At 71.7% G+C, this 24082-nt stretch carries 22 protein-coding genes and 2 pseudogenes; 15 read left to right on the top strand and 9 right to left on the bottom strand.

Features of this window, described 5'->3' with window-relative positions:
- Window positions 1–154 precede the first annotated feature (154 nt).
- Entirely contained in the window at window positions 155–1750 is a 1596-nt protein-coding gene (locus FHX80_RS25415) for an ABC transporter substrate-binding protein (RefSeq protein ID WP_145766314.1), read from the bottom strand.
- Between the two features lie 170 nt (window positions 1751–1920).
- On the opposite strand from FHX80_RS25415, the gene FHX80_RS25410 reads away from it, so the two are divergent.
- Both FHX80_RS25410 and FHX80_RS34835 read left to right on the top strand, forming a co-directional pair.
- The gene (locus FHX80_RS25410; RefSeq protein ID WP_145766313.1) at window positions 1921–2652 is read left to right on the top strand and encodes a FadR/GntR family transcriptional regulator; all 732 of its coding nucleotides are present in this window, start codon (window positions 1921–1923) and stop codon (window positions 2650–2652) included.
- Window positions 2653–2947: 295 nt separating this feature from the next.
- Entirely contained in the window at window positions 2948–3109 is a 162-nt protein-coding gene (locus tag FHX80_RS34835; RefSeq protein WP_167523637.1) for a hypothetical protein, read from the top strand.
- A 553-nt stretch (window positions 3110–3662) separates the two neighbouring features.
- Here the strand turns inward: FHX80_RS34835 and FHX80_RS25405 are convergent.
- From FHX80_RS25405 to FHX80_RS25385, 4 genes and pseudogenes are all read right to left on the bottom strand, one after another.
- A complete protein-coding gene (locus FHX80_RS25405; RefSeq protein WP_145766312.1) occupies window positions 3663–4196 on the bottom strand; it encodes a hypothetical protein in 534 nt (177 codons plus the stop codon).
- Between the two features lie 379 nt (window positions 4197–4575).
- Window positions 4576–5268 (bottom strand): ABC transporter ATP-binding protein, encoded by a 693-nt coding sequence (locus tag FHX80_RS25400; protein ID WP_145766311.1) that lies wholly within the window; start codon window positions 5266–5268, stop codon window positions 4576–4578.
- A pseudogene (locus FHX80_RS25395) lies at window positions 5265–5807 on the bottom strand (FtsX-like permease family protein); the annotation flags it as partial. The gene FHX80_RS25400 and the pseudogene FHX80_RS25395, both read right to left, overlap by 4 nt.
- A gap of 586 nt (window positions 5808–6393) precedes the next feature.
- Window positions 6394–7089 (bottom strand): FadR/GntR family transcriptional regulator, encoded by a 696-nt coding sequence (locus FHX80_RS25385; RefSeq protein ID WP_145766310.1) that lies wholly within the window; start codon window positions 7087–7089, stop codon window positions 6394–6396.
- Between the two features lie 151 nt (window positions 7090–7240).
- Here FHX80_RS25385 and FHX80_RS25380 point away from each other — a divergent pair, with 151 nt between their 5' ends.
- The 4 genes from FHX80_RS25380 (at window position 7241) to FHX80_RS25365 (ending at window position 11364) form a co-directional block, all read left to right on the top strand.
- Window positions 7241–8200, top strand: coding sequence for a dihydrodipicolinate synthase family protein (locus FHX80_RS25380; protein ID WP_145766309.1), 960 nt, complete (start codon window positions 7241–7243; stop codon window positions 8198–8200).
- Window positions 8197–9168, top strand: coding sequence for an ROK family protein (locus tag FHX80_RS25375; protein ID WP_145766308.1), 972 nt, complete (start codon window positions 8197–8199; stop codon window positions 9166–9168). Before FHX80_RS25380 ends, FHX80_RS25375 begins: the two co-directional genes overlap by 4 nt.
- Complete coding sequence (locus FHX80_RS25370) at window positions 9165–9845, top strand: N-acetylmannosamine-6-phosphate 2-epimerase (RefSeq protein ID WP_145766307.1); 681 nt, start codon at window positions 9165–9167, stop codon at window positions 9843–9845. The genes FHX80_RS25375 and FHX80_RS25370 overlap by 4 nt, the downstream gene beginning before the upstream one ends.
- A gap of 64 nt (window positions 9846–9909) precedes the next feature.
- Complete coding sequence (locus FHX80_RS25365; protein ID WP_145766306.1) at window positions 9910–11364, top strand: sialate:H+ symport family MFS transporter; 1455 nt, start codon at window positions 9910–9912, stop codon at window positions 11362–11364.
- 6 nt (window positions 11365–11370) lie between these two features.
- On the opposite strand, the gene FHX80_RS25360 is transcribed toward FHX80_RS25365, so the two are convergent.
- Window positions 11371–12597 carry an acetyl-CoA C-acetyltransferase gene (locus FHX80_RS25360; RefSeq protein WP_145766305.1) on the bottom strand — a complete coding sequence of 409 codons (1227 nt, stop codon included), beginning with the start codon at window positions 12595–12597 and terminating at the stop codon, window positions 11371–11373.
- 179 nt (window positions 12598–12776) lie between these two features.
- The gene (locus tag FHX80_RS25355) at window positions 12777–13673 is read right to left on the bottom strand and encodes a LysR family transcriptional regulator (protein WP_145766304.1); all 897 of its coding nucleotides are present in this window, start codon (window positions 13671–13673) and stop codon (window positions 12777–12779) included.
- A gap of 179 nt (window positions 13674–13852) precedes the next feature.
- Here FHX80_RS25355 and FHX80_RS25350 point away from each other — a divergent pair, with 179 nt between their 5' ends.
- From FHX80_RS25350 to FHX80_RS25335, 4 genes are all read left to right on the top strand, one after another.
- Window positions 13853–14770: a CoA transferase subunit A gene (locus FHX80_RS25350; RefSeq protein ID WP_145767489.1), complete on the top strand. Its 918-nt coding sequence runs from the start codon at window positions 13853–13855 to the stop codon at window positions 14768–14770.
- A 92-nt stretch (window positions 14771–14862) separates the two neighbouring features.
- Window positions 14863–15639 carry a CoA-transferase subunit beta gene (locus FHX80_RS25345; protein WP_145766303.1) on the top strand — a complete coding sequence of 259 codons (777 nt, stop codon included), beginning with the start codon at window positions 14863–14865 and terminating at the stop codon, window positions 15637–15639.
- A 102-nt stretch (window positions 15640–15741) separates the two neighbouring features.
- Window positions 15742–17349, top strand: a complete 1608-nt coding sequence (locus FHX80_RS25340; protein ID WP_145766302.1) for a 3-hydroxyacyl-CoA dehydrogenase — start codon at window positions 15742–15744, stop codon at window positions 17347–17349.
- Window positions 17350–17593: 244 nt separating this feature from the next.
- Entirely contained in the window at window positions 17594–18040 is a 447-nt protein-coding gene (locus FHX80_RS25335) for a VOC family protein (RefSeq protein ID WP_145766301.1), read from the top strand.
- 8 nt (window positions 18041–18048) lie between these two features.
- Here the strand turns inward: FHX80_RS25335 and FHX80_RS25330 are convergent.
- Window positions 18049–18294 (bottom strand): annotated as a pseudogene (locus FHX80_RS25330) (DUF6597 domain-containing transcriptional factor); the annotation flags it as partial.
- A 57-nt stretch (window positions 18295–18351) separates the two neighbouring features.
- Here FHX80_RS25330 and FHX80_RS25325 point away from each other — a divergent pair.
- Complete coding sequence (locus FHX80_RS25325; RefSeq protein WP_145766300.1) at window positions 18352–18741, top strand: CU044_2847 family protein; 390 nt, start codon at window positions 18352–18354, stop codon at window positions 18739–18741.
- Window positions 18742–18750: 9 nt separating this feature from the next.
- On the opposite strand, the gene FHX80_RS25320 is transcribed toward FHX80_RS25325, so the two are convergent.
- Window positions 18751–19911, bottom strand: a complete 1161-nt coding sequence (locus tag FHX80_RS25320) for a YihY/virulence factor BrkB family protein (RefSeq protein ID WP_208764723.1) — start codon at window positions 19909–19911, stop codon at window positions 18751–18753.
- Between the two features lie 17 nt (window positions 19912–19928).
- Here FHX80_RS25320 and FHX80_RS25315 point away from each other — a divergent pair, with 17 nt between their 5' ends.
- The 4 genes from FHX80_RS25315 (at window position 19929) to FHX80_RS36650 (ending at window position 24057) form a co-directional block, all read left to right on the top strand.
- A complete protein-coding gene (locus FHX80_RS25315) occupies window positions 19929–21566 on the top strand; it encodes an acyl-CoA dehydrogenase family protein (protein ID WP_145766299.1) in 1638 nt (545 codons plus the stop codon).
- Between the two features lie 290 nt (window positions 21567–21856).
- Complete coding sequence (locus tag FHX80_RS25310) at window positions 21857–23113, top strand: helix-turn-helix domain-containing protein (protein ID WP_145767487.1); 1257 nt, start codon at window positions 21857–21859, stop codon at window positions 23111–23113.
- 81 nt (window positions 23114–23194) lie between these two features.
- Window positions 23195–23800, top strand: a complete 606-nt coding sequence (locus FHX80_RS25305) for a GNAT family N-acetyltransferase (protein ID WP_145766298.1) — start codon at window positions 23195–23197, stop codon at window positions 23798–23800.
- Window positions 23801–23973: 173 nt separating this feature from the next.
- On the top strand, window positions 23974–24057 hold the full coding sequence (locus tag FHX80_RS36650) for a putative leader peptide (protein WP_310739661.1): 84 nt from the start codon (window positions 23974–23976) through the stop codon (window positions 24055–24057).
- Window positions 24058–24082 lie beyond the last annotated feature (25 nt).

Here is a 24082-nt window from a genome sequence, read left to right as displayed (position 1 = left end):
GCCGGTCCGGGACAGCGGGGGTGTGTTGTCCCGGACCGGGCGATCTGGCGCCGGGTGAGAGGCGCCGGGTTGGGGCCGGCGGCCGGGGCGGCGGCCGTCTCACCGGGCCGGTGGCTGCCGGTGCGGCGGCCACCGGTGGCCCGGTGGTGGCCGGTCAGGCGCGGCCGACGTCCAGGAACGAGAGGCCCGTGGTGGGCAGCGGCTTGAAGCCGGGCAGCGCCTGGTCGGCCCAGGCCGTGGGGAGCTTGCGGTGCAGGATCGGGTAGAGCGCGGCCTCGTCGGCGACGAGGTCGGTGATCTGGCCCCACAGCTCCTTGCGCTTGGCCTCGTCGCCCGCCTGGGCCGCCTTGTCGAGGGTCTGCTTGACCTTCTTGTACGCGTCGGACTTGCCCCAGCCGTAGCGGTTCTCCGGCCAGAAGCCGTAGTAGAACCAGCGCAGCAGCAGGTCCGCGTCGTTGCCGAAGACCGACGGGTCGCCGGGGGCGACGAGGACATCGAAGTCGCCCTTGTCGACCTTGGCGTACTGGGCCGGGGACTGGGCGATGTCGAGGGTGACCTTGACGCCCGCCTGCTCCCAGCTCTCCTTGAGCAGCGGGGCGATGTCCTTGACCCAGCCGGTGTCGGTGGTGAGGACGGTGAAGGAAAGGTTCTTCACGCCCGCGTCGGCGAGCAGTTGCTTCGCCTTGGCCACGTCGTGGGTGTAGACCGTGGCGGCCTTGTGGTAATCGGGGTGGGTGGCCGGCACATAGCCGGTGGCCGCCGCGGCGTTGCCGACCATCGCGGTGGAGATGATCTTTTCGGTGTCCAGGGCGTAGTGCAGCGCCTGGCGGACCCGCTTGTCGGCGAACCGCTTGTCGGCGGTGTTGAACATCAGGAAGAGCAGCCCGAAGGACTGCACGGACTCGGTCTTGGCGCTGCCGGAGAGCCGCTTGACGTCGATGTACGGGACGTCCTCGATGGCCTGGACGCGGCCCGACTCCATCGCGCTGACGCGGGCCGACTGGTCGGACATCAGGCGCCAGACCATCTTCTTGGCCTTGGCGGGGTGGGCGCCGTTGTACTTGTCGTAGGCCTCGAAGACGATCTTGTCCTCGCGGGTGGCCGAGACGAACTTGTACGGGCCCGAGCCGACCGGCTTGGCGTCGAAGGCCTTGGGGTCGGGCTCCACGATCCTCTTGGGGACGATCCGGGCCACGGCGATGCGGGACGGGAAGAGCGCGAAGGGGTACTTGAGCTTGAACTCGACCGTACCGGCGTCGACGGCCTTGACCGTGTCGATGAAGGGCACGAACTGCGCCATCAGCGAGGCGTTCTTCGGGTCCAGGATGCGTTCGAAGCTGAACACCACGTCGTCGGCGGTGACGGCCGATCCGTCGTGGAAGGTCGCCCCCTTGCGCAGCGTGGCCCGATAGGTGGTGGCGTTGATCTTCTTCGGCATCTCGGTGGCGAGCGCGGGGCGTGCCACGAGTGTTGCCGGATCAAGATCGACCAGACCCTCGAAGATGTGCATATTGGCGGCGTACGGGGTCGCGCCCGAGGTGATCATCGGGTCGAAGCCGGTCGACAGCGGGTAGGACAGTCCGGCCTCGATGAGGTCGCTGCCGCTGCCCTTGTCCGACGATCCGTCGGTGGTCGAGGACGGTCCGCCACAGGCGGCGAGGCTTGCCGTGATGGCAGCCGCGGCACCGACAGCGGTGGTGTAACGCAGGAAGGTGCGGCGCTCGACACCGGCTGATCTCAGCTCGGGCACGGGTCCTCCAGGGACTTTGAGGTGGGGCGTCGGGGTGACGGCAGGCGTGGGATCGGTGGTTCACGGGGGACCGCGGAACCTAGAGCATCAGACGTCAGATGTCTGATGCCTTGATAGCGTGGGAACGTAGCTTGACAATCGAGAGGGGTCAAGAGGTGGGGAGTTCACATATGTCCGGAACGAGGCCCGGCCGGCAGCTGCTCCGGCAGGAAGTCGTCGACGGCATCAAGCGGTACATCCTCGAAGAACGGCTCCGCCCCGGGGACCCGCTGCCCCCCGAGCCCGCCCTGTGCGAGGCCCTCGGCGCCAGCCGCTCCAGCGTCCGCGAGGCCGTCAAGATCCTCAACGCGCTGGACATCGTCGAGGTCCGCCACGGGCACGGCACGTACGTCGGCAGGCTGAGCCTGTCCGCGCTGGTGGAGAGCCTGACCTTCCGCGGGCTGCTCTCCCCCGACGACGACTTCCAGGTGATGGCCGATCTGGTCGACGTGCGCGAGCTCTTCGAGCGCGGAATGGCCGACCGGATCGTCACGCTGCTCACGCCGGAGCAACTCGACGCGCTGGACGGCCTGGTGGCCACCATGCGGGAGACCGGGGCCTCCGAGGGGCACGGATTCGTGGACGCCGACCGGGCGTTCCACGCACTGCTCGTCGCCCCACTGGGCAACGAGCTGATCGGCCAGCTCTCGATGGCCTTCTGGGACGTGTACACGATCGTCGCGCCGCATCTCGACGGATTCACCCACGCCGACGAGACGGCGACGATCGCGGCCCATCAGAACATCGTGGACGCCGCGCGAGCCGGGGACATCGCCGGTTTCATGCAGGCGCTCGGCGAGCACTACGCCCCGGTCAGGCGCCGGATCTCCGAGGCCCGGGCCCGCGACGGCGCCAAGGGCTGAACCGGTCGCCGACGCCTCCGGCGCGGCGACGGGGCCGGGCCCCCGCCCCTCACGGACCCGGCCCGGCAGTCCCTTGACGGGCGCCGCAGGGGTGCCTAGGGTTCGTACGGCGACAGGACATCTGACGTCATCCGTCTGATGTCCGGTGCTTCACCGTGCACCCGGGCACTTCCGGGCCGCTCCCCGGAAGGCACCTCCGTGCCGCCCGGTCCGCCCCCGCACACCCCGCAATCCCGGCGCCCCCATCTCCCACCCTTCGAGAAGCACCTCCCTTCCGAGAGAAGAGAGATCGCCCATGCAGCGAACAGTCCCTGTCGCACTGCTCAGCGCCCGCCATGCTGGTGGTCACCGCGACCGGCAGCGCGCAGGCCGCCGCACCCACCCCGGCACGCTCACGTCCCAGGGCCTGACCGTCGATGGCGTGGGCCGTGTGGCCGGTGAAGGCTCCCAGCAGTGAACTGCCGAACGCGACCGATCCCCTCTCGCGCCCGTCTCTCAAGATGATGGTCAGGCCATCGTGCGCATCCATCGCGTCGGCATCGGTCCAGGCAGCCGTTGCGGCCGCGAGAAAGTTCGTGAGGGACACGTGGGTGGCAGTGCTTCGGATGGCCCAGTCCCATCCGAGCGCCCAGAAGAAGATCGCGATCCGGGCGACCGCGAACGCCGCCTTCGGCTCCTCGTCCCACCGACCTGCGGTCAAACCGCACAGACGTAGGACGTCATCGCCCCGGCTACGGGAAGCCACACGTACACCGGCCGCCGAAACACTCTGGTCCGCATCTCCAACCGCCCTCCGACAGCCGATCCTTTCCGCCGGCGACGGCGGGGGTCCAGGTCGCGCACGGCGGCCGAGGACCGGCAGCACCGCATGATCGCCACCCTCACAAGCGCTGCGACCAGGCGCGTCGATTGCACCGTTGCCGCCGGGGCGGGCCTCCAAGCGTGACCGTCGGTGTCGGCACGGGTGACAAGCGATCAGCCACGATCTGGAATCGTCAGACCTGCACCGGCTACGAAGATCTGCACCGAACATCCGCCCGGCGCAACTCCCCTGCCGCAAAGACGACATATGCGGCCCCGGCAAAGAGCGCGCTTGGGATCGCGAGCATGAACCGCTGCTCGTTCTCGAGGACGGCCTCGTACTGGCTGTACGAGACCTCAATCGTGCCGCGTGCTTCGGGAGTCACCTCGAAAACGAAGTATCGGCCGTCCTTGACCTCTGGCGCCTGCCGGTTCCCCGAACCGGCCGTGCTGAAAAACAACAGCACGACGCCCGAGACGGCCAGAGCCCCAAGCACTGCCTGCCCTCTGCCAGGCAGACATCGAAAGGCGAGCCAGATCGAGTGCCGGTCCGCCCCGCTCAGGAGCATGCGCACCACGGCAGCTATACAGATCGGGAAGAGAAGCACCGCGATCGCCACCATCGGCCACTTCGAGCCCGTGAGCGGCAAGGTCCCCGGCAGCCAAGTGAGCGCGGCGAACAACAGCAGTACGGCACTCGACCCGGCCGCGGCGCCCCCGTGCAACTTGAAACTCGACTCCATACCCCAGAGCTTGTCACGCGCGCCGCTCCAACTCATTGCCGGAACTCGGCAGAGATGACTGCTCCCCGATGCCGGGTTCCGCGTCGATCCAGCAGATGAGCTGCCTTCGGATCAAAGGTCCGGCACCGGCCCCCGGCAACGTCGGAGAGAGGACCACGCTCGGAGAAGGCCGAGACGGTCCTTGTCCACCTCAGGCTCGACCCGGACACGGTCTCGCTGGAGGAGAGCTTCACGCGGGACCTGCGTGGCATCGGGCATCTCGGGACCGGGGACCCGGAAGTGCGGCTTGTGTCGGTGACGGGCGAATCGTGACCCTCTGACGGCGGATCAAAACTGACCCATCTCGTGGTCTTCCAACCATCCTGATCTTGATCGAAGGTCAGGAGAAGAGCGCCACGGGCCGGGCCGCGCCGGCCGTCAGGGCGGCCATGTCCACGACCCGGTCCGCCGCCTCCGCCACGGCCGGGTCGTGCGTGGCCACCACCGTGACGCAGTCGTCCTGATGGGTGCGTTCGGCGAGGAGCGCGGCCAGATCTCCCGCCTGCGAGCGGTCCACGGCCGCCGTCGGCTCGTCGATCAGCAGGAGCTTCGGGGAGAGGAAGAGCGCACGGGCCAGGGCGACCCGCTGGCGTTCACCGCCGGAGAGCTGCTCGGGGCGGTGGCGCAGGCGGTGCCCCAGCCCCACCCGGGTCAGGGCCTCCTCGGCACGGCAACGGTGCGCGCGGGGGCGTTGGCCAGTCAGGGAGACCGCGGCGAGCAGCTGGTCGGACGCGGCCAGGCCGGAGAACAGATTGCCGCTCTGGAACATGTAGCCGATCCGTTCCCGCCGCACCCGGGCTCGCTGGGCCTCGGAGAGCACGGCAAGGTCCTGGCCGTCCAGCAGGACCTGCCCGGCGGTGGGCCGCAGCAGTGCGCCCGCGACGGCGAGCAGGGTGGACTTGCCGGAGCCCGACGGGCCGACGAGTGCCGTCATCCGCCCGGCTTCGAAGGTGACGCCCAGGCTGTCGAAGACGGTGGTGCGGGCGTCGGCGCTGCCGAACGCCACGGTGACATCGCTCAGTTCGAGGCTCATCGGTTGGCTCCCAGCATGGTCAGCGGGTCGGCTTGGGTGACCCGGCGCAGGGTCAGGGCGGTGCCCGCGAGGCCCACGGCCGCGACGGTGAACATAGTGCCGGCGAGGGTGGCGGCGGGCAGGCTGAACGGCACCTGTTCACCGACGAGCAGTCCGACCGCCCCGGCGAGCACGGCACCGGCCGCGGTGCCGAGAACGACGACCAGGGCCGCCTGGAACACGGTGTGCCCGAGCAGCCGTCGGCGGGAGGCGCCCAGGGCCCGCAGCAGGGCGAGTTCGGGCTGCCGCTGCACGGTCCACACGGCGAAGAAAGCACCCACGACGAGCGGTGCGATCAGGTAGAGGAAGACCTGGACCGAGTTCATGGTGACGCGCTCGCCGGTGTAGCCGGGGGCCGCCTCGTACGCCTTCTCCTTGGTGAGGGCGGTGGTGGCGTGGCGCGCGTCGAGGGCGGCCGTGGAGATCCCGGTCGGCGGGGTGCGCAGGGCGAGGGCGCTGTACTGGCTCGGGATCGCGGTGTTCGCGGACGCGGGGGTGCCGTCTCGCCCGCAACAGCGTGTACAAGTACTTCCCCGGACGTCCCGAGCTGCTCGCCGCGGTCGTCGAGGACGCGATGCCGCGGTGGACGGACGCCATCCGGGCCGGCATGTCGGCGGCCGGCACGCCCGAGGAGAAGATCGCCGCCTATGTGTCGTCGCAGCTGGACCTGGTGCGCAGCGGGGAGCACCGGATCGCCCAGACACTGGCCCGGGTCCGGGATGCGGCGGTGGTACGGGAGAGCGCGGCGCAGGCCCACCGGGAGCTGCTCACCCCGCTGATCGGCGCCCTCACCGAACTGGGCGAGGACCCCCGCCGCACGGCGCTGCTCCTCCAGGGGATCGTCAACGCGGCCACCACGGCGCTGGAGGCCGGCGACGACCACGTGGCCGTGACCGACCGCGCGGTCCGCATGGCCGTCACCGCGATCACCGGGGCGGATCCAGGACGGCGGGGGACGGCGGAGGACGGCGGAGGACGGCGGAGGACGGCGGAGGACGGCGGAGGACGGCGAGAAACAGCCAGGAACGGCAAGGAACGGCCACACCAGGCGCCGGACCGGGACTACGGCTACGAAACCAGTGACGGCTACAGAACCGGTGACGGTTCCAGGCGGATGCGGATGCCGTCGAAGTGGGTGCGCATCGCCTTCACCGCGCGCACGCCGTCGGCCGCCGCCACCGCCGCGACGATCTCGCGGTGCTGGGCGCAGGTGACCCACGGGTCCTGGTGACCGTCGTCGAGGTCCTCGCGCACCCGGTCCATCGCCGCCCAGAAGGCGTCGAGCACCTCGCTGAGCAGGTGGTTGTCGAGCGAGGCGTACAGCGCGAGGTGGAACGCCCGGTCGGTGCCGCGCGCGACCCGGCCGGTGCCCGCCTCCTCCTCCATCTTCGCCACCAGCGCGCGCAGCACTTCGAGGTCCTCGTCCGGGACCCCGGCCGCGACGGCGCCCACCAGTCCGGCCTCCAGGGCCTCGCGCACCTTCATCAGCTCGGCGAGGCCCGGCTCGCCCTGGCGGTGGCGGACCGCCGCGCGGAAGGCGAGGCCCTCGGCGAACGGTGACAGGGAGAGCGAGCCCACGAAGGTGCCGAATCCGCGCCGGATCTCGACGACGTTGACCGCCTGGAGCGACTTGAGCGCCTCGCGCACCGACACCCGCCCGGCCTCGAAGAGCTCCATCAGCTCCGCCTCGGTGGGCAGTGCGTCGCCCGGAGCGAGCCGGCGTTCCAGGATCAGTTCCTTGATCCTGCGCTCGATGTCCTGAGCCATGGTGGGCCGCGCCACAACGTCCTCCTGAGGTGCCGTTGCCCCTTGACCGGTCACAGGAGCATCTGTTTAAGGTAAGGCCAGACATAGGACATCTTACGTCTCACGTCTCGATCCGCGTAGCCCGACCGGCCCCGGATCGGTACCCCGATCAGCTGGAGCCCCCACCATGTCTCTGACCGCACCGCTGCACGGCGTAGTCCCGCCGGTCTGCACCCCGCTCGACTCCCGCGGGGAGATCGACACCACGTCCCTCGTCCGGCTCGTCGAGCACCTCATCGGCGGTGGCGTGCACGGGCTCTTCGCGCTCGGGTCCACCAGCGAGGTCGCCTACCTCACCGACGAGCAGCGGGCCACCGTCCTGGAGACCGTGGTCAACGCGACCGACGGCCGGGTCCCGGTGCTGGCCGGGGTCATCGACACCACCACGGCCCGGGTCGTCGAGCACGCCAGGTCCGCCGCGCAGCTGGGCGCGGACGCCCTGGTCGCGACCGCGCCGTTCTACACCCGCACCCACGGCAAGGAGATCGCCGGGCACTTCCGCCGGCTGCGCGCCGAGGTGGACCTGCCGCTGTTCGCGTACGACATCCCGGTCGCCGTGCACAGCAAGCTGTCCGCCGCGCTGGTCCGCGAACTCGCCGAGGACGGCACCCTGGCGGGGCTGAAGGACAGCAGCGGCGACGAGGGCGGGTTGCGCCGGCTCATCGTCGAGCTGGGTGGCCGCGAGGGCCGCGCGCACGGTCCGGTGCCGGATTTCAGCATCCTCACCGGCTCCGAACTGACCGTGGACGCGGCCCTGCTGGCCGGCGCCGACGGCGTCGTCCCCGGTATCGGCAACGTGGACCCGTCCGGCTACGTCCGGCTCTACGAGGCCGCGCGGGCCGGGAACTGGGCGCTGGCCGCGAAGGAGCAGGAACGGCTCATCGAGCTGTTCGCCATGGTCGACGTCGGCCCCGAGGCGGACATGGGCCGCAGCTCCTCGGCGCTCGGCTCGTTCAAGTCGGCGCTCCGGCTGCTGGGCATCATCGAGTGCGGCGACACCGCGTTCCCGCAGATCCAGCTGTCCGCCGAGTCCGTCGCGCTGGTCTCCGGACTGCTGCGCGCCGCCGGTCTGCCGCCGGTCCGATGACCTCGGCAGCTCGGACAGCGACGGAGGGGCGGCCGGTCGTCGGCCTCGACCTCGGCGGTACGAAGATCGCCGCCGCGCTCCTCGACGCCGACGGCACGGTCCTGGTCCGGCACAGCCGCCCCACCCCGGCCCGCGACGGTGCGACGGCGGTGCTCGACGCACTCGCCGCCGCCGCGGCCGAGGTCGATCCCGGCCGGACCGCCGCGGCACTCGGCATCGCGGCGGCCGGGGTGATCGATCCCCGTACCGGCATGGTCACCAGCGCCACGGACTCCATCCGCGGATGGGCGGGCACCGCTCTGGGCGCCGGCCTCGCGGACCGTACCGGGTACCCGGTGGCCTGCGACAACGACGTGCGCGCCACGGCCGGGCCGGAACTCGCGGCGCTCCGGGCCCGGCCGCACCCGGCGGGCAGCGGCTCGCTGCTCTTCGCCGCCATCGGCACGGGGGTCGGCGGCGCGATCGCCGTCGACGGCAGGATGCTGCACGGCGCGTCCGGCATCGCCGGGCACCTCGGCCATCTGCCCAGCCCCGAGGCGGCCGGACTGCCCTGCACCTGCGGGGCCACCGGCCACCTGGAGGTCATCGCCTCCGGGCCCGGTATCGCCGCCCACTACGAGCGGCTGACCGGCGCCCCGGTGGACCGGCTGGAGACCGTTGCCGTGCGGGCCGCGCAGGGCGACGCCGACGCCGTGTCCGCCATCACCACCGGCGCGGCCGCCGCCGGCCAGGTGCTCGGCGGGCTCGCCAACGCGTTCGGCCCCGACCGGGTCGTCGTCGGCGGCGGGGTGCCGCGCATCGGCCCCCTGTACGAGGATGCCCTGCGGGCCGCCTTCGCCTCGGAGCTGATGGGGCCGCTGCGCGGGCTCGTACCCCGAGCCCCGCTCCTCGGCCACGACGCGGCCGTTCTCGGAGCGGCCGCCCTGACCACCACCCTTCCCCTCCACCACCCGGGAGCTCTCCGATGACCGCGCAGAAACTGGCCGCCGCCCTTCAGGGCAAGCTGATCGTGTCCTGCCAGGCGCCGCCCGGCGACCCGATGCGGGAGACCACCACCCTGGTGCGCCTCGCGCAGTCGGCGGTCGCCGGTGGCGGCGCCGCGATCCGGGCCAATGAGCCGGCGGTCGTCGCCGCGATCGTCGAGGCCGTCGACCTGCCGGTCATCGGTCTGTGGAAGGACGGGGACATCGGGGTGTACATCACGCCGACCGTCCGGCACGCCCTGGCGGTGGCCGAGGCGGGTGCGGCCGTTGTCGCCGCCGACGCCACCGACCGCCCGCGCCCCGACGGCTCGACGTTCGCCGAGCTCGTCGAGGCGGTCCACGCGGCCGGCGCCCTGGTCATGGCCGATGTCTCCACCCTGGAGGAGGGTGTCGAGGCGGCCCGGCTGGGGGCGGACTTCGTCTCCACAACGCTGTCCGGCTACGTTCCCGGCACACCGAAGCAGACCGGCCCCGATCTCGCCCTGGTCGCCGCGCTCCGTGCCTCGATCGACATCCCGGTCGTCGCCGAAGGCCGTATCAACACCCCCGAGGATGCGGCCGAGGCCCTGCGACGCGGCGCGCACAGCGTCGTCGTCGGCACCGCCATCACCGCCCCCACGGCCCTGACCGCACGCTTCGTCGCGGGCATCGCCCGGCCCTGACCTTCCCCCCACCTCGCGGGGCGGCTGTTCAACGGCGAGCGCCGCCCCGCATCCTGGAGTCACCGTGCAGACCACCCCACCCCCCACGCCCCCCTGGTACCGCCAGGTCAGCCGCACCCAGTGGAAGTCGTTCCTCGCCGCCTGGATCGGCTATGTCCTCGACGGCTTCGACTTCGTGCTGATCACCCTCGTGCTGACCGAGATCAGTGACGAGTTCGGCCTGAGCACGGTGCAGGCGGCCAGCCTGATCTCCGGTGCGTTCATCACCCGCTGGCTCGGCGGAGCGGTGCTCGGCGCGCTCGGCGACCGGTACGGCCGCAAGCTCTCCATGGTGCTGAGCATCCTGCTGTACTCGGTGGGTACCTTCGCCTGCGGGTTCGCCTGGAACTACCACAGTCTGTTCGCCGCCCGGCTGGCCATCGGCATGGGCATGGCCGGTGAGTACAGCGCCAGTGCCACGTACGTCATGGAGAGCTGGCCCGCCGCACTGCGCAGCCGGGCCAGCGGCTTCCTGATCTCGGGTTTCTCGGTCGGTTCGGTGCTCGCCGCCCAGGTCTACAACTGGGTGGTGCCCTCGCTCGGCTGGCGCTGGATGTTCTATCTGGGCCTCATCCCGATCGCCATCGCGCTGTGGATGCGGCGGGCGCTGCCGGAGGCGGAGGAGTGGACGGAGTCCGTCGCGGACAAGGGCGCCAAGCCCAATCCGTTCCGGCCGCTGTTCGTCACCCGCGGCCGGGCCACCGTCAACACGGTCCTGGTCGTCGTCGCCACGGTCTCGCTGTTCCTCGTCTTCACGCCCGGCGGCGCCGGGATGGTGCCGGTGCTCTCGGTGCTCGCCGGCCTCTCGCTCGCCGCGTTCGCCGTGCAGCTGGGCGGGAAGCGCGGCTGGGCGCTGTATCTGTCGATGATCGTGACGTTGTTCTTCGCGTTCCTGTACTCGTGGCCGATCCAGGCCCTGCTGCCGACGTATCTGAAGACCGAACTGGGCTACTCCACGGACCAGGTCACCGATGTCCTGTACTTCGCCGGTTTCGGCACCATGGCCGGCTGCTGGGCGGCGGGCTTCCTCGGCGACCGGATCGGGGCGAAGAAGGCGTACGCGCTGACGCTGCTGGCGTCGCTCGCCTTCGTCTATCCGGTGTTCGCCGTGCAGAACAATCTGCTGCTGCTCGGCATCCTGCTCTTCCTCCTCCAGGCGACGAGCTTCGGCATCTCCGGGCTGCTGCCGCGCTACATCGGCGGGCACTTCCCGACGGCGAGCCGGGGCGCCGCGCTCGGCTTCACGTACAACGTGGGCGCCCTCGGCGGGGCCGTCGCCCCGGTCCTCGGCGCGCATCTCGCCTCCGGCATGGACCTGGGGCAGGCGCTGGCGGTGCTGACGTTCGCGGGCACGGTGATCGTGGTGGTGCTGGTCGGCTTCGACGTACCGGCGCGGCTGAACCGGCTTACGGACCCGGACTCCACACCGGACCATCTCGCGGTGGTGACCACGGAGAAACCCGTGCGCGCGGACCGGTGACCGGTCTCAGACCGCGATGCGCTCGAACACCGCGGCGAGGCCCTGGCCGCCGCCGATGCACATGGTCTCCAGGCCGTAGCGGGCCTCGCGGCGGTGCAGTTCCCTGGTCAGCGTGGCGAGGATGCGGGCGCCGGTGGCTCCGACCGGATGGCCGAGGGAGACTCCGGAGCCGTTGACGTTGATCCGCTCCTCGTGGTCCTTCTCGCCGAGTCCCAGCTCACGGGTGCAGGCCAGCACCTGGGCGGCGAAGGCCTCGTTGAGCTCGATCAGGTCGAGGTCGGCGAGGGTGAGCCCGGCGCGGGCGAGCGCGGTGCGGGTGGCGGGGACGGGGCCGATGCCCATGGTGGCGGCGGGCACCCCGGCGCGGGCGAAGGAGACCAGCCGGACGAGCGGGGTGAGGCCGAGCCGTTCCGCGGTGGCGGCGCCGGTCACCAGGCAGGCGGCGGCCGCGTCGTTCTGGCCGCTGGCGTTGCCCGCGGTGACGGTGGCCTCCGGGTCGGTCCTGCCCATGATCGGGCGGAGCGCTGCGAGCTGCTCGGCGGTCGTGTCGGGGCGCGGGTGCTCGTCGGCGGTGACCACCGTTTCGCCCTTGCGGGCCCGTACGGTGACGGGGACGGTCTCCGCCTCGTACCGCCCCTCGGCCGCGGCCCGGCCGGCGCGCTGCTGCGAGCGCAGGGCGAGCGCGTCCTGGTCGGCACGGCTGATTCCGTACTCGCGGCGCAGGTTCTCGGCGGTCTCGATCATGCCGCCGGGCACGGGGTGGTTGATGCCGCCCGCGGTGACCCTGCCCCGGGCGAGCGAGTCGTGCAGCTGGAGACCGGGGCCCTTGATGCCCCAGCGGCCGTCGTGCGTGTAGTAGGGGGCGGCGCTCATCACGTCGACGCCACCCGCGATCACCACCTCGCTGAAACCGGCCCTGATCTGCATCGCGGCGTCGAGGACGGCCTGCAGTCCGGAGCCGCAACGACGGTCGATCTGGGTGCCGGTGACGGACTGCGGGAGCCCGGCGTCGAGCGCGGCGACCCGGCCGATGGCGGGGGCGTCGGCAGACGGGTAGGCACTCCCGAGGATCACCTCGTCGACCCGGTCGGGGTCGATTCCGGTGCGGGCGACGACCTCGGCGATGACCCGCGCGGCGAGGGAGGCCGGGGTCTGCCCTGCGAACGCTCCGCCGAAGCGGCCGATGGGGGTGCGCAGCGGTTCGCAGATCACGACATCGTTCTGGTCGGGCACGGCGGGACCTTTCAGGGAACGGGACGAGGACGGGACAGGGGGCAGGTCGGCAGGACAGGGACTGGCAAGGAGCGAAGGCCGACCGGGTGTGAGGTGACCCTCGCACCCGGCGACTGAGCAGGTCCAATATCCAGTTCACCCTGATTCGAGACGCAGCGCGTCTCAATGTGGACGAGCGGTCACGAGGACGGCGTGGGCAGGGCACTCTCCGCGACGGCAAGCACCGCACGCAGGGCGGCGGACGGATTGTCCGCCCGCCAGGCCAGCGCCGCCCGGAGCCGGATCGGCGGGCCGGCGAGCGGGCGGTAGACGAGGCCGTTCTGCTGGATGTGCTGGACGGAGGTGACGGTGAGGGTCACCCCGACGCCCGCCGCGACCAGTGCCAGGATCGTGTACGAGTCGGGGGCCTCCTGCACCACCCGCGGGTTGAACCCGGCGTCCTCGCAGGCCCCGACCATCGCGTCGCGCACCGTGGATCCGGTGTTGGCGGGGAACGAGACGAACGGCTCCTCGGCCAGGACCTCGATGGGAACGCTGTCCCGGGCGGCGAGCGGATGGTCGGAGGGGAGCGCGCACACCAGCTCCTCCTCGTCGATCACCCGGTGGGTCACGCCGGGCCGGCTCACCGGCAGCCGTACGAACCCCAGGTCGAGCGAGCCGTCCGCAACGCGCGCGAGGGCCACGTCGGCGTAGGTCTGGCCCGTCATGACCAGCTCGATACCGGGGTGGGCGGCGCGCACCGCCCGGGTCAGCAGGGGCAGCGTCTCGTGGCTGGAGGCGCCGGCGAAGCCGATGCTGACCCGCCCGTACTCGCCGCGGCCCGCGGCCTTCGCTGCCCGTACCGCGAGGTCGAGGTCGTCGAGCACGGTCCGTACCGGCTGGAGGAACGACTCCCCCGCGCTGGTGAGCCGCACCGAGCGGGTGTTGCGCTCGAAGAGCTGGACGCCGAGTTCCTTCTCCAGTTGCCGGATCTGCTGGCTCAGCGGCGGCTGGGCCATCTGGAGCCGCTTGGCGGCCCGGCCGAAGTGCAGCTCCTCGGCCACGGCGACAAACGCGGACAGATGGCGCAGTTCCATTCCCACCCCTCGCCTCAGCGGTCATTGATACATCAGACGTCTTGATTCGACCTTAATTTGGTATTGGACAGCGATCAATGACCGCTGACACGGTAGGGCGACGCGCACGCGCCCAGGGGTCGGTGACGCACACGAAGCGGAGGGGCACCGTGGCCACGACGGGCCGGAAGGACAAGACGATGTCGATGAGGGCGGCGATCGCCGGCTTCGTCCACGACGGTGACACCGTCTGCCTCGAAGGCTTCACCCATCTCATCCCGACCGCCGCGGGTCACGAGATCATCCGCCAGGGCCGCCGGGACCTGACGGTCGTCCGGATGACCGCGGACATCGTGGTGGACCAGATGCTCGCCGCGGGCTGCGTGACGCGCCTGGTCTCGTCGTTCGTGGGCAATTCCTCGGCCGGTTCGCTCGGTGAGCTCCGCCGCCGTGTCGAGAGCGCGGACCCGGCACCGCTCGCCTTCGAGGAGTACAGCCACTACGGGATGGTCTGCCGCTATCTCGCCGGTTCCCAGCGGCTGCCGTTCTACCCCCTGCGCTCCTACGGGGGCAGCGATCTGCCGTCCGTCAACAGCGATCTGCGCAAGGTCACCTCGCCCTACCCGGGCCCGGACGGCGAATCCGAGCAGATCTACGTCGTGCCGCCCGTCAACCCGGACGTGACGATCATCCACGCGCAGCGCGCCGACCGCAGCGGCAACACCCAGATGTGGGGGCTGACCGGCATTCAGGCCGAGGCGGTGTACGCGGCGGACAAGGCGGTCGTCGTCGTGGAGGAGATCGTGGACGACGAGGTGATCCGCTCGGACCCGAACCGCACGCTGGTTCCCGCCCACGCGGTCGACGCGGTCGTCCGCTGCCCGCGCGGTGCGCATCCGTCCTTCGCGCAGGGGTACTACGACCGGGACAACGCCTTCTACCGGGCCTGGTCGCACATCAGCAAGGATCCTCAGCGGCTCCGGGACTGGCTGGACGAGTGGGTGCGCGGGACTGCGGACCATGCGGAGTACGTCGAGAAGCTCGGCGAGGAGTTCTGGGCGGGGCTCGCGGTCGGCGAGGCGCTCAGCGAGCCGGTGAACTACGGGCGGCGGCTGTGAGCATCTCCGGGACACCCGGCCCGACAGCACACAGCTCCACCGGAACGGGCCCCATGGACCACGACGCCGCGGAACACGAGAGGGAACGGGTCATGACCACCACCGCACCGGGCGCCCTCACCCCGTCCGAACTGCTCTCCGTCGTCGCCTCCCGCGAACTGGCCGCGCGTCGAACGGTGTTCGCCGGAATCGGCCTGCCCACCCTCGCCACCGAACTGGCCCGTCTGACGGTCGCCCCGGACATCGAGGTGGTGTACGAGTCCGGGGTCTGCGGCGCCCACCCCTCGCAGCTTCCGGAGACCATCGCCGACGCCGTCCTGATCACGGGGGCGGAGGCGGTGATCTCGATGCCCATGCTCTTCGGCTGTGTGCTCCAGGGCGGCCATATCGACATCGGGTTCCTCGGCGCGGCGCAGATCGACCGCTGGGGCAGTCTCAACACCTCGGTGATCGGCGACTGGGACAGCCCGTCGGTCCGTCTGCCGGGCTCGGGCGGCGGCGTCGAGGTGATGGCCAACTCCCGCGAGGTCTTCGTGGTGATGCGCCGCCACGATCCGCGCTCCTTCACCGCGGAGCTCGACTTCTGCACCACACCCGGCCCCGATCGCGCCCTGGCCGAGGGCATCCGGTCACTGGGCGCCGGAGTCACCCGTGTCATCACCGAACTGGGCATCCTGGCCCGTGAGGGGGTGGGCGACGAGCTGCGGCTGGTCGCCGTCCACCCGGGCGTCACCGTCGAGCGGGTCCGGGCGGCGACCGGCTGGGACCTCCGGGTCGCCGACACGGTCGAGGAGGTCCCGCCCCCGACGGAGGAGGAACTGCGGCTGCTGCGCGAGGATGTCGACCCGGACCGCGTGTATCTCCGCTGAGGACCTCACCCGCGATCCGCCGCGACGCCGCTGCCCAGCGTGGGAGAGGCCGTGAACCGTACGATCCGCCCGTCCGTCACCCCCGAGAGGACCGTAACTGCCATGCGTATCAGGATCGTCGGCGCCGGAGCCATGGGCCGCGGCATCGCCCAGTGGGCCGCCGCCGCCGGACACACCGTCGAACTGTGTGACGTACGGACGGAGGCGGTGACCGAGGCGGCCGGCTTCGTACGCTCCATGCTGGATCGGGCCGTGCGGAAGGGCCGGATGTCCGCCGAGGACATGGCAGCCGCCGTGGACCGGCTGATCCCGCTGGAGGACCCGTGGGCCGCGGGCCCGGAGGTCGAGCTGGTCATCGAGGCCGTGCGGGAGGATCTCGCCACCAAGACGGAGGTCTTCGGCCGGCTGGAGCGGGCACTGCCCGCCTCGGCCGTGTTCGCGACCAACACCTCCTCGCTGTCCGTGACCCGGATCGCCGCCGCGCTGAAGGACCCGACGCGGCTGGCCGGACTGCACTTCTTCAACCCGGTCCCGCTGATGCGGATCGTCGAGGTCGTGCCGGGTGCGGCCACCCGTCCCGGCATCCCGCCGCTGCTGACGGCGCTCGTGGAGAGCTGCGGGCACCGCGCGGTCACGGTCGCCGACACCCCCGGCTTCCTCATCAACCACGCCGGGCGCGGACTGGTGACGGAGGCGCTCGCGCTGCTGGAGGAGACGGTCGGCGACCCGGCGGACATCGACCGGATCGCGCGGGACGTACTGGGCCTGCGGATGGGCCCGTTCGAGCTGATGGACCTCACCGGACTCGACGTGACCGCCGCCGTGATCGACTCGATCTGGGAGGGCTTCCGTCACGAGGACCGGCTGCGCCCCTCCTACCTGACGCCGAACCGGGTGGCGGCCGGGCTGCACGGCCGCAAGACCGGGCGCGGCTGGTTCACGTACGGCCCCGAGGCACCCGCCCCGGTCCCGGAAGCGCCGGTCACGGGCGATGCGGACCGTCCGGTGCACGTCTTCGCCGACCGGGCGGGCGAGCGGGACGCCGCCGCGCTGCGTCAGGCCCTGACCGCTGCGGGCGCCACGGTCGAGTCCGGCCGGGAGCCCTCCGCCGAGGCCCTGGTGCTGGTCCCGGTCTGGGGCACCACGGTCGCCTCGGCGGTGGCCCCGCACGGGCTGCCCGCCGGGCGCACCTTCGGGGTGGACCCGCTGCCGGCGGCCGGGCACCGCCGGGTGCTGGCCGTGACACCGGCCGCGGAGCCGGCGGCCGCGCGGGACGCCCGCGCGGTACTGGCGCGGGCGGCGGACGGCGGCGAGCCGTTCGCGGTGTCGGTGGTACGGGACACGGCGGGCTCGGTCGCCCAGCGGCTGCTCGCCTCGATCGTGTCGGTCTCGGCGTCCATCGCGGAACGCGCCCTGGCGACGCCGGCCGATATCGATCTGGCCGTCACGACCGGTCTCGGCTATCCCGTCGGCCCACTGGCCTGGGGCGACCGGATCGGCGCGGCCCGGATGCTGGAGCTGCACCGGGCCCTGCACGCGACGACCGGCGATCCGCGCCACCGCCCGACCCGCTGGGTCACCGAACGCGCCGCGCTCGGCCTGGCCCTGACGGACCCGGGCACATCCCCGGCGCAGTGCGTCGCGGACGCAGCGGACGGAGCGGGCGCGGCGAGCGCGAGAACGGCACCCGGCGCGGCCCGGCGCGGCTAGCGCCGGGACATCGGCGCCGGCACCGCGACGGCCGCGGTGCCCAGGAACGGTGCCCCGCCCGCGAGGTCGTCGGTCCCGCAGCTCGATGCGCCGCGGCTCCACGTCACGGGTGAGCTCTCGGCGGAGCCGGCATGGAACAGCGGCCACACCTGCCCGGCCATCAGCCCGCAGGCCCCCGCCAGGGACACCTGTGCGACAGACCGTCCCCGTGCGGCTCTGGCATCGCCCGAGGTGGGCAGGAGGCATGACCGATTCGTACAAGACCGGCGGCGGGCGCCCGGTCTACGGTCGGATCATGACTCCACGACTCGACGCGATCGGCATCACCACCGCGGATCTGCCCGCATCGCTCGCCTTCTACCGCCTGCTCGGCCTCGACATCCCCGACGGCGCGGAATCCGTACCCCATGTCGAGGTGACGCTCCCGGGCGGGCAGCGCCTGCTGTGGGACACCGAGGACGTCGTCCGCTCCTTCGACCCCGCGTGGTCGGGGCCGAAGGGCGGTGAGCGTCTCGGGCTCGCGTTCCTCTGCGACAGCCCGGCGGAGGTCGACGCGGTCTACGCGGAGCTGACCGGCGCCGGCCACCGGGGGCACCTGAAGCCGTGGGACGCCGTGTGGGAGCAGCGGTACGCGGTGGTGCTGGATCCGGACGGCTGTGCGGTGTCGCTGTTCGCCCCCGCCGCCGGTTAGGACGGGTCGGGCACGCCGAGCAGGGCGGGGGCCGTGCCGGGGGCGAAGCGGATTCCGGCGTGGCTGCCGCCGTCGCTCCCGGACGTGGGCGCCGCACGGGTGTCCGGGCCCGCGACGAGGAGCCGGCCGCCGGTCCAGAGCAGGTCCATGCAGCCGTCGGGCAGCACCGGATGGACCGAACCCCGCGGCACGGTCAGCGTCCACACCGTCGCACCGTCCATCCGCGACGCGCGCTCTTCGTACCTGTCGCCCATGGCACTAGTCTCGTCGACGGACGGAAATCGTGCGGAACCGGCATCCCGGGAGCGGTCATGGCGGCACTGATGGAGTTCACCACCGACAGCGGTGCGACGGTGACGGTGGAGGTCGACCGTCACGCTCCGGGCGCGCAGCTGGTCGCGCGCGACGGCAACTCCCTCGCACGGTCGGGGCGCACCTTCGACAGCGCGCTCCAGGGAATCCGGGCGGCCGCCGAATCGGCGCTCTCGGTGTTCCGGGACGGCTCGCTGAAGCCGGACGGGGTGGAGATCGAGTTCGGTGTGAAGATCACCACCGAGGCCGGGGCCGTGATCGCGAAGAGCGCGATGGAGGGCCATCTGACGGTGAAACTGTCGTGGTCGCCCGGTTCGACGCCCGGGACCCCACCGGCCCCTCAGCCCGTAACGACCCCGCCCGTACCGCCCGCCCCCGCCGCCATCTGACGGCCGCTGTCACTCACCGGGCGGGTACGGCTTGTCCGGCTCCTTCTCGCGGCTCGGCTGCAGCCTGGACTTCACGTCGTCGGGCGGCAGGAACCGGGACCACCGCTCCGGGAACTCGGAGGGCATGTAGGGGCTGTCCCCCTCGTCCTCGTCGTCGTCCGCGTTCTCGTCCCAGCTCTCCGCCTGGGTGCGGGCCACGAACTCAGCCGCCTGGACCACGCGTACCCGGTCGTTGGCCGCACGTGCCGCGGCCGTCGCCACCGAGGGCCACACCCGGTCGATGGCCGCGTTGACCGCGGCGCCCACCAGCACCGCGAACGCGGAGATGCCGATCCACAGCAGCACGGCGATCGGCGCGGCCAGCGAGCCGTAGATGGTCGGCCCCTCGACCGTACTGGTGAGGTAGATCCGCAGCAGGAAACTGCCCAGCACCCAGATCGCGAGTGCCATCAGCGCGCCCGGGGTGTCCTCGATCCAGGGCGAGCGGACGGGGACGGACACGTGGTAGAGCGTCGTCAGGAAGGCGATGGACAGAAGTATCACCAGCGGCCAGTACAGGACGCTTATGAGCTCGGTGCCCCAGGGGATGAACTCCACGACCCGGTCGGGTCCGGCCACCAGGAGCGGCAGTACGACCGCGCCCAGCAACAGCGCCACCACGTACAGCAGGAAGGCGAGCATCCGGGTCTTGACGATGCCGCGCTGGCCGTCGAGTCCGTACATCACGGTGATGGTGTCGATGAAGACGTTGACCGCGCGGGAGCCGGACCAGAGCGCGATCGCGAAACCGATCGAGATGACGTCGGGCCGGGCCCCGGTGGTGACGTCCTCCAGGAGCGGCTTGGCGAAGTCGTTGACGCCCCGCTGGGAGAGCACGGTCTGCGCCGCACCGAGGATGTTGTCCTCGATGGAGGCGACCGTGGTGGTGCTGGTCCACGCGTCGACGTAACCGAGCAGGCCGATCAGTCCGAGCAGCAGCGGCGGCAGGGACAGCAGAGTGAAGAACGCCGCCTCGGCCGCGAGTCCCAGAATGCGGTACTCCATGCACGAATTGACGGTGTCCTTGAGCAATTGCCAGGCCATCTGCCGCTTGGAGACGTTGCGGTAGAGGACTCGGGCCCGGTGGAGCCGGCCCGGTGGCCGCTCGGGTGTTTCATTTGCTGCCTGCACGTCCTTACCGTATCGGCATGGCAGCCACCACCCACACCGTGTCCAACCAGTCCCCTCCCCTGCGCGGCTACGACGTCTTCACCGCGGACCGGGCGCTCACCGAAGCCGTGGACCGGCATCTCCCGCCGCAACTGCTCGACGATGCGCGGGAAGAACTCGTCAGGCTCGGCCGGTCGGCCGGCTCCGCCCAGGCGCAGCGGTGGGGTGCGCAGGCGAACGAGAACCCGCCCCGGCTGCACACCCATGACCGTTACGGGCACCGCGTCGACGAGGTGGAGTTCCATCCGGCCTGGCACCGGCTGCTCGGCCATGCCGTCTCCGCGGGTCTGACCGACGCCTGGGACCGGCCGGGCGGACATGTGCGCCGGGCGGCCGGCTTCCTGGTCTGGACGCAGGCCGAGGCGGGGCACGGCTGCCCGCTGTCGATGACGCACGCGGCCGTGCCCGCGCTGCGCACCGATCCCGCGACGGCCGCCGAGTGGGAGCCGCTGCTGACCTCGCACGTGTACGAGGAGGGGCTGCGGCCGGCCGGGAGCAAGGGCGGGGCGCTCCTCGGGATGGGCATGACGGAGAAGCAGGGCGGCACGGACGTGCGGTCGAACACGACGCGCGCCGAACCCCTGTCCGGCGAGGGTGAGTATCTGCTCACCGGGCACAAGTGGTTCTGTTCGGCGCCGATGTCCGACGGGTTCCTGGTGCTGGCCCAGGCGCCGGGCGGTCTGACCTGCTTTCTGCTGCCCCGGGTGCTGCCGGACGGCAGTCGCAACGGCTTCGCGATCCAGCGGCTCAAGGACAAGCTGGGCAACCGGTCCAACGCCTCGGCCGAGGTCGAGTTCGACGGTACGTGGGCGCGCCGGATCGGTGAGGAGGGGCGCGGGGTGCCCACGATCATCGAGATGGTGGCGGCGACCCGGCTGGACTGTGTGATCGGTTCGGCCGCGCTGATGCGGCAGGCGGTGGCGCAGGCGGTCCACCACACCACGTACCGCAGCGCGTTCGGCGGGGTGCTGGTCGACAAGCCGCTGATGCGCAATGTGCTGGCCGATCTGGCGCTGGAGTCGGAGGCGGCGACGGTGCTGGCGATGCGGCTGGCGGCCGCGTACGACGCCGGGACCGAGAGCGAGCTCGCCTTTCTGCGGATCGCGGTGCCGGCGGCCAAGTACTGGGTGACGAAGCGGTGCACCCCGATGGTGGGCGAGGCGCTCGAGTGCCTGGGCGGCAACGGCTATGTGGAGGAGTCGGGGATGCCCCGGCTGTTGCGCGAGGCGCCGCTCAACTCGATCTGGGAGGGCTCGGGGAACGTACAGGCGCTGGACGTGCTGCGGGCGCTCCAGCGCGAGCCGGCGGCGCTGAACGCGTTCCTCTCGGAGGTCGGGCGGGCGCGGGGCGCCGATCACCGGCTCGACCGGGCGATCAGGGATCTGCTGACCGAGCTCGCCGATCTCCAGGGCATCGAGGCGCGGGCGCGTCGGCTCGTGGAGCGGATGGCCCTGGTGCTGCAGGGTTCGCTGCTGGTGCGCTGGGCGCCGCCGGAGGTCGCCGACGCGTTCTGCGCGTCACGGCTGGGCAGGGACTGGGGATCGGCGTTCGGAACGCTTCCGCACACCCTCGATCTGGCGTCGGTCGTGGAACGGGCGCGGCCCGTGGAGCGTTGACCGGACGGGGCCGGTCAGCCGGCCGGGCCGTCGGAGCAGCAACGGGGGGTGGTGCTGCGCCGACACGGCACCACCCCCCATGCTGTACACACCGGTCTTCGCAGCCGAGGCCGCGACTTCCGGTGTACCGCCACTCTTGTACGGACCGGGAACCGTCGCCAGAGTTGCAGAGGGTTGCAACCATTGTGTGGAGTTGCGGCATCAGGGCCCCGGTGACTGCAGGGCGGGGCCCCGCGGCCCTTACACGGCATCTAGGGGGATCCGGCGTGGAGACAAGTCCTGTCGACGCGATGCGACTGGCTGCCCAGGAGTCGGACCGGGCCGCACGCCTGGTCCACCGTGCCCGCGAAGCGCGGCCGGCCGGCGACCGTATGCCGCTCGCGCCGCGGGCCGACATCGCTGCCTCCTGGAACCGGGCGCTGCGCAGCGGGGTCGATCCGGAGAAGTCCACCCACAGTGCCGTGCTGGAGCCGGACGAGGTCGAGCGGCGGCGCCGGAGTTCCGCGCTGGGTGAGGTGATGCCGCTCCTCGGCAACGCCCTGGCGGCCATCGCGGACGCCTCACAGCAGATCATGGTGGTCACCGATGTGGAGGGCCGGGTGCTGTGGCGCCAGGGCAACACGGGAGTGCTGCGCCGGGCCGACGGCATCTGCCTGTCCGAGGGCGCCGCCTGGTCGGAGCAGAGCAACGGCACCAACGCGATCGGCACGGCGCTCGCCTCGCGCGCCCCGGTCCAGGTCCACTCCACGGAACACTTCGTGCGCAGTCTGCACGGGTGGACGTGCGCGGCGGCCCCGGTGCGCGATCCGCGGGACGGCCGGCTGATGGGGATCGTGGACGTCAGCGGTCCCGCGTCCACCTTCCATCCGACGACGCTCGCCCTGGTCGGTTCGGTGGCCCGGCTGGCCGAGAGCGAGATCAGGACCTGGCATCTGGAGTCGATCGACCGGCTGCGCTCGGTCGCGGCGCCGATGCTGTGCCGGCTGGGCGGCCGGGCGCTGGCCGTGGACGCCCACGGCTGGCTGGCAGCGGTCACCGGGATGCCGCCGGTGGACCGGCTGCCGCTGCCGAAGTCCCTGCGGCCGGGGCGGGTGTGGCTGCCCTCGCTCGGGATGTGCCGGGTGGAGCCGTTGCCGGGCGGCTGGCTGGTGCAGGTGGCGGACGGCGCGACGGACAGCCCGCCGCGCAGGCTCGTGCTCGATCTGAGCCGTCCGCGCGGTCTCGCGGTGAATGTGGTGAGCCCGGTGGGCACCTGGACGCAGCGGCTCTCGCCTCGCCACGCCGAGCTGCTGTTCGCGCTGGCGCTGCACCGCGAGGGGCGTACCGCGTCGGAGCTGGCCGAGGACATCTTCGGCGATCCGACCAGGACGGTGACGGTGCGGGCCGAGATCTCCCGGCTGCGGCGTCATCTCGCGGAGGTGCTGGCGCACCGCCCGTACCGTTTCGGCGAGGGGGTCGAGGTCGAGGTGATCCACCCGGAGCACCCGGACGATCTGCTGCCCGGCTCGAAGGCTCCGGTGGTGGCGGCGGCGCGCAGCACCGGCTGAACGGTGTTCTCGCAGGTCGCGGTCGTCCGTCCGACGAGGCCGGCTTGGGCCGGGGCGGCGGGACGTGGTTCTCTGGCAGTCATGAGCAACCCCGCGCACCCCGCCGCCCCGGCCTCCGAGGTGACCATCTGGTCCCTGGAGCAGACCTCCCCCGACGATCTGCGGCCCTCGGCCGTACCGGAGGGGGACATCCGGATCGTCCGGTCCGGGATACCGCTGCCCGAGTTCAGCCGCTTCCTCTACACGGCGGTCGGCGGGGACATCCGGTGGACGGACCGGCTGACGATGACGTACGCGCAGTGGCAGGAGGCGCTGGACCGGCCCGGCGCGGAGACCTGGGTGGCGTACGCGGACGGGACGCCGGCCGGATACATCGAGCTGGACCCGCAGGACGACGGCGTGGTCGAGATCATGTACTTCGGTCTGATCCCGGCGTTCCGGGGGCGTCGGATCGGCGGTCATCTGCTCTCGTACGGGGTGGCCCGTGCCTGGGACCTGGCGGAGCGGTGGCCGCAGCGGCCGGCGACGAAGCGGGTGTGGCTGCACACCTGCTCCAAGGACGGGCCGCATGCCATGGACAACTATCTGCGCCGCGGCTTCCGGCTCTTCGACACCAGGACCGAGCTGGAGCCGGATGTCGTCACACCGGGCCCGTGGCCGGGTTCCGGCCGGCAGCTGCTCCCGTAACCCGGTGCCGGCCCGGCACCCGTGGGAAATACACGCAGTTGTCCGGCTTTCTGAGTAGCCCGGCGCCCGTCACTTCAGTGACGGGCGCCACAGCATCTCACCTGTCGGGACAGTCTCGTCCACATCATGGATAGTGGTGGACTGCTCCGAGATGCGCGTGACACGCTTCCGTCATGCCTGGAACTGGAATTGCCTTGGTGAGTCGACGCCACGTCGACCTCGGCCGCATGTCCAGCGCCATCTGTCCGGCGAGCTGAGAGTCTCCAGCACCGCCGCGATCCC

Source organism: Streptomyces brevispora (assembly GCF_007829885.1).
GTDB classification, from domain to species: Bacteria; Actinomycetota; Actinomycetes; order Streptomycetales; family Streptomycetaceae; genus Streptomyces; species Streptomyces brevispora.
The sequence above is the reverse complement of the archived record's forward strand: the minus strand, read 5'-3'. Positions and strand labels throughout refer to the sequence as shown.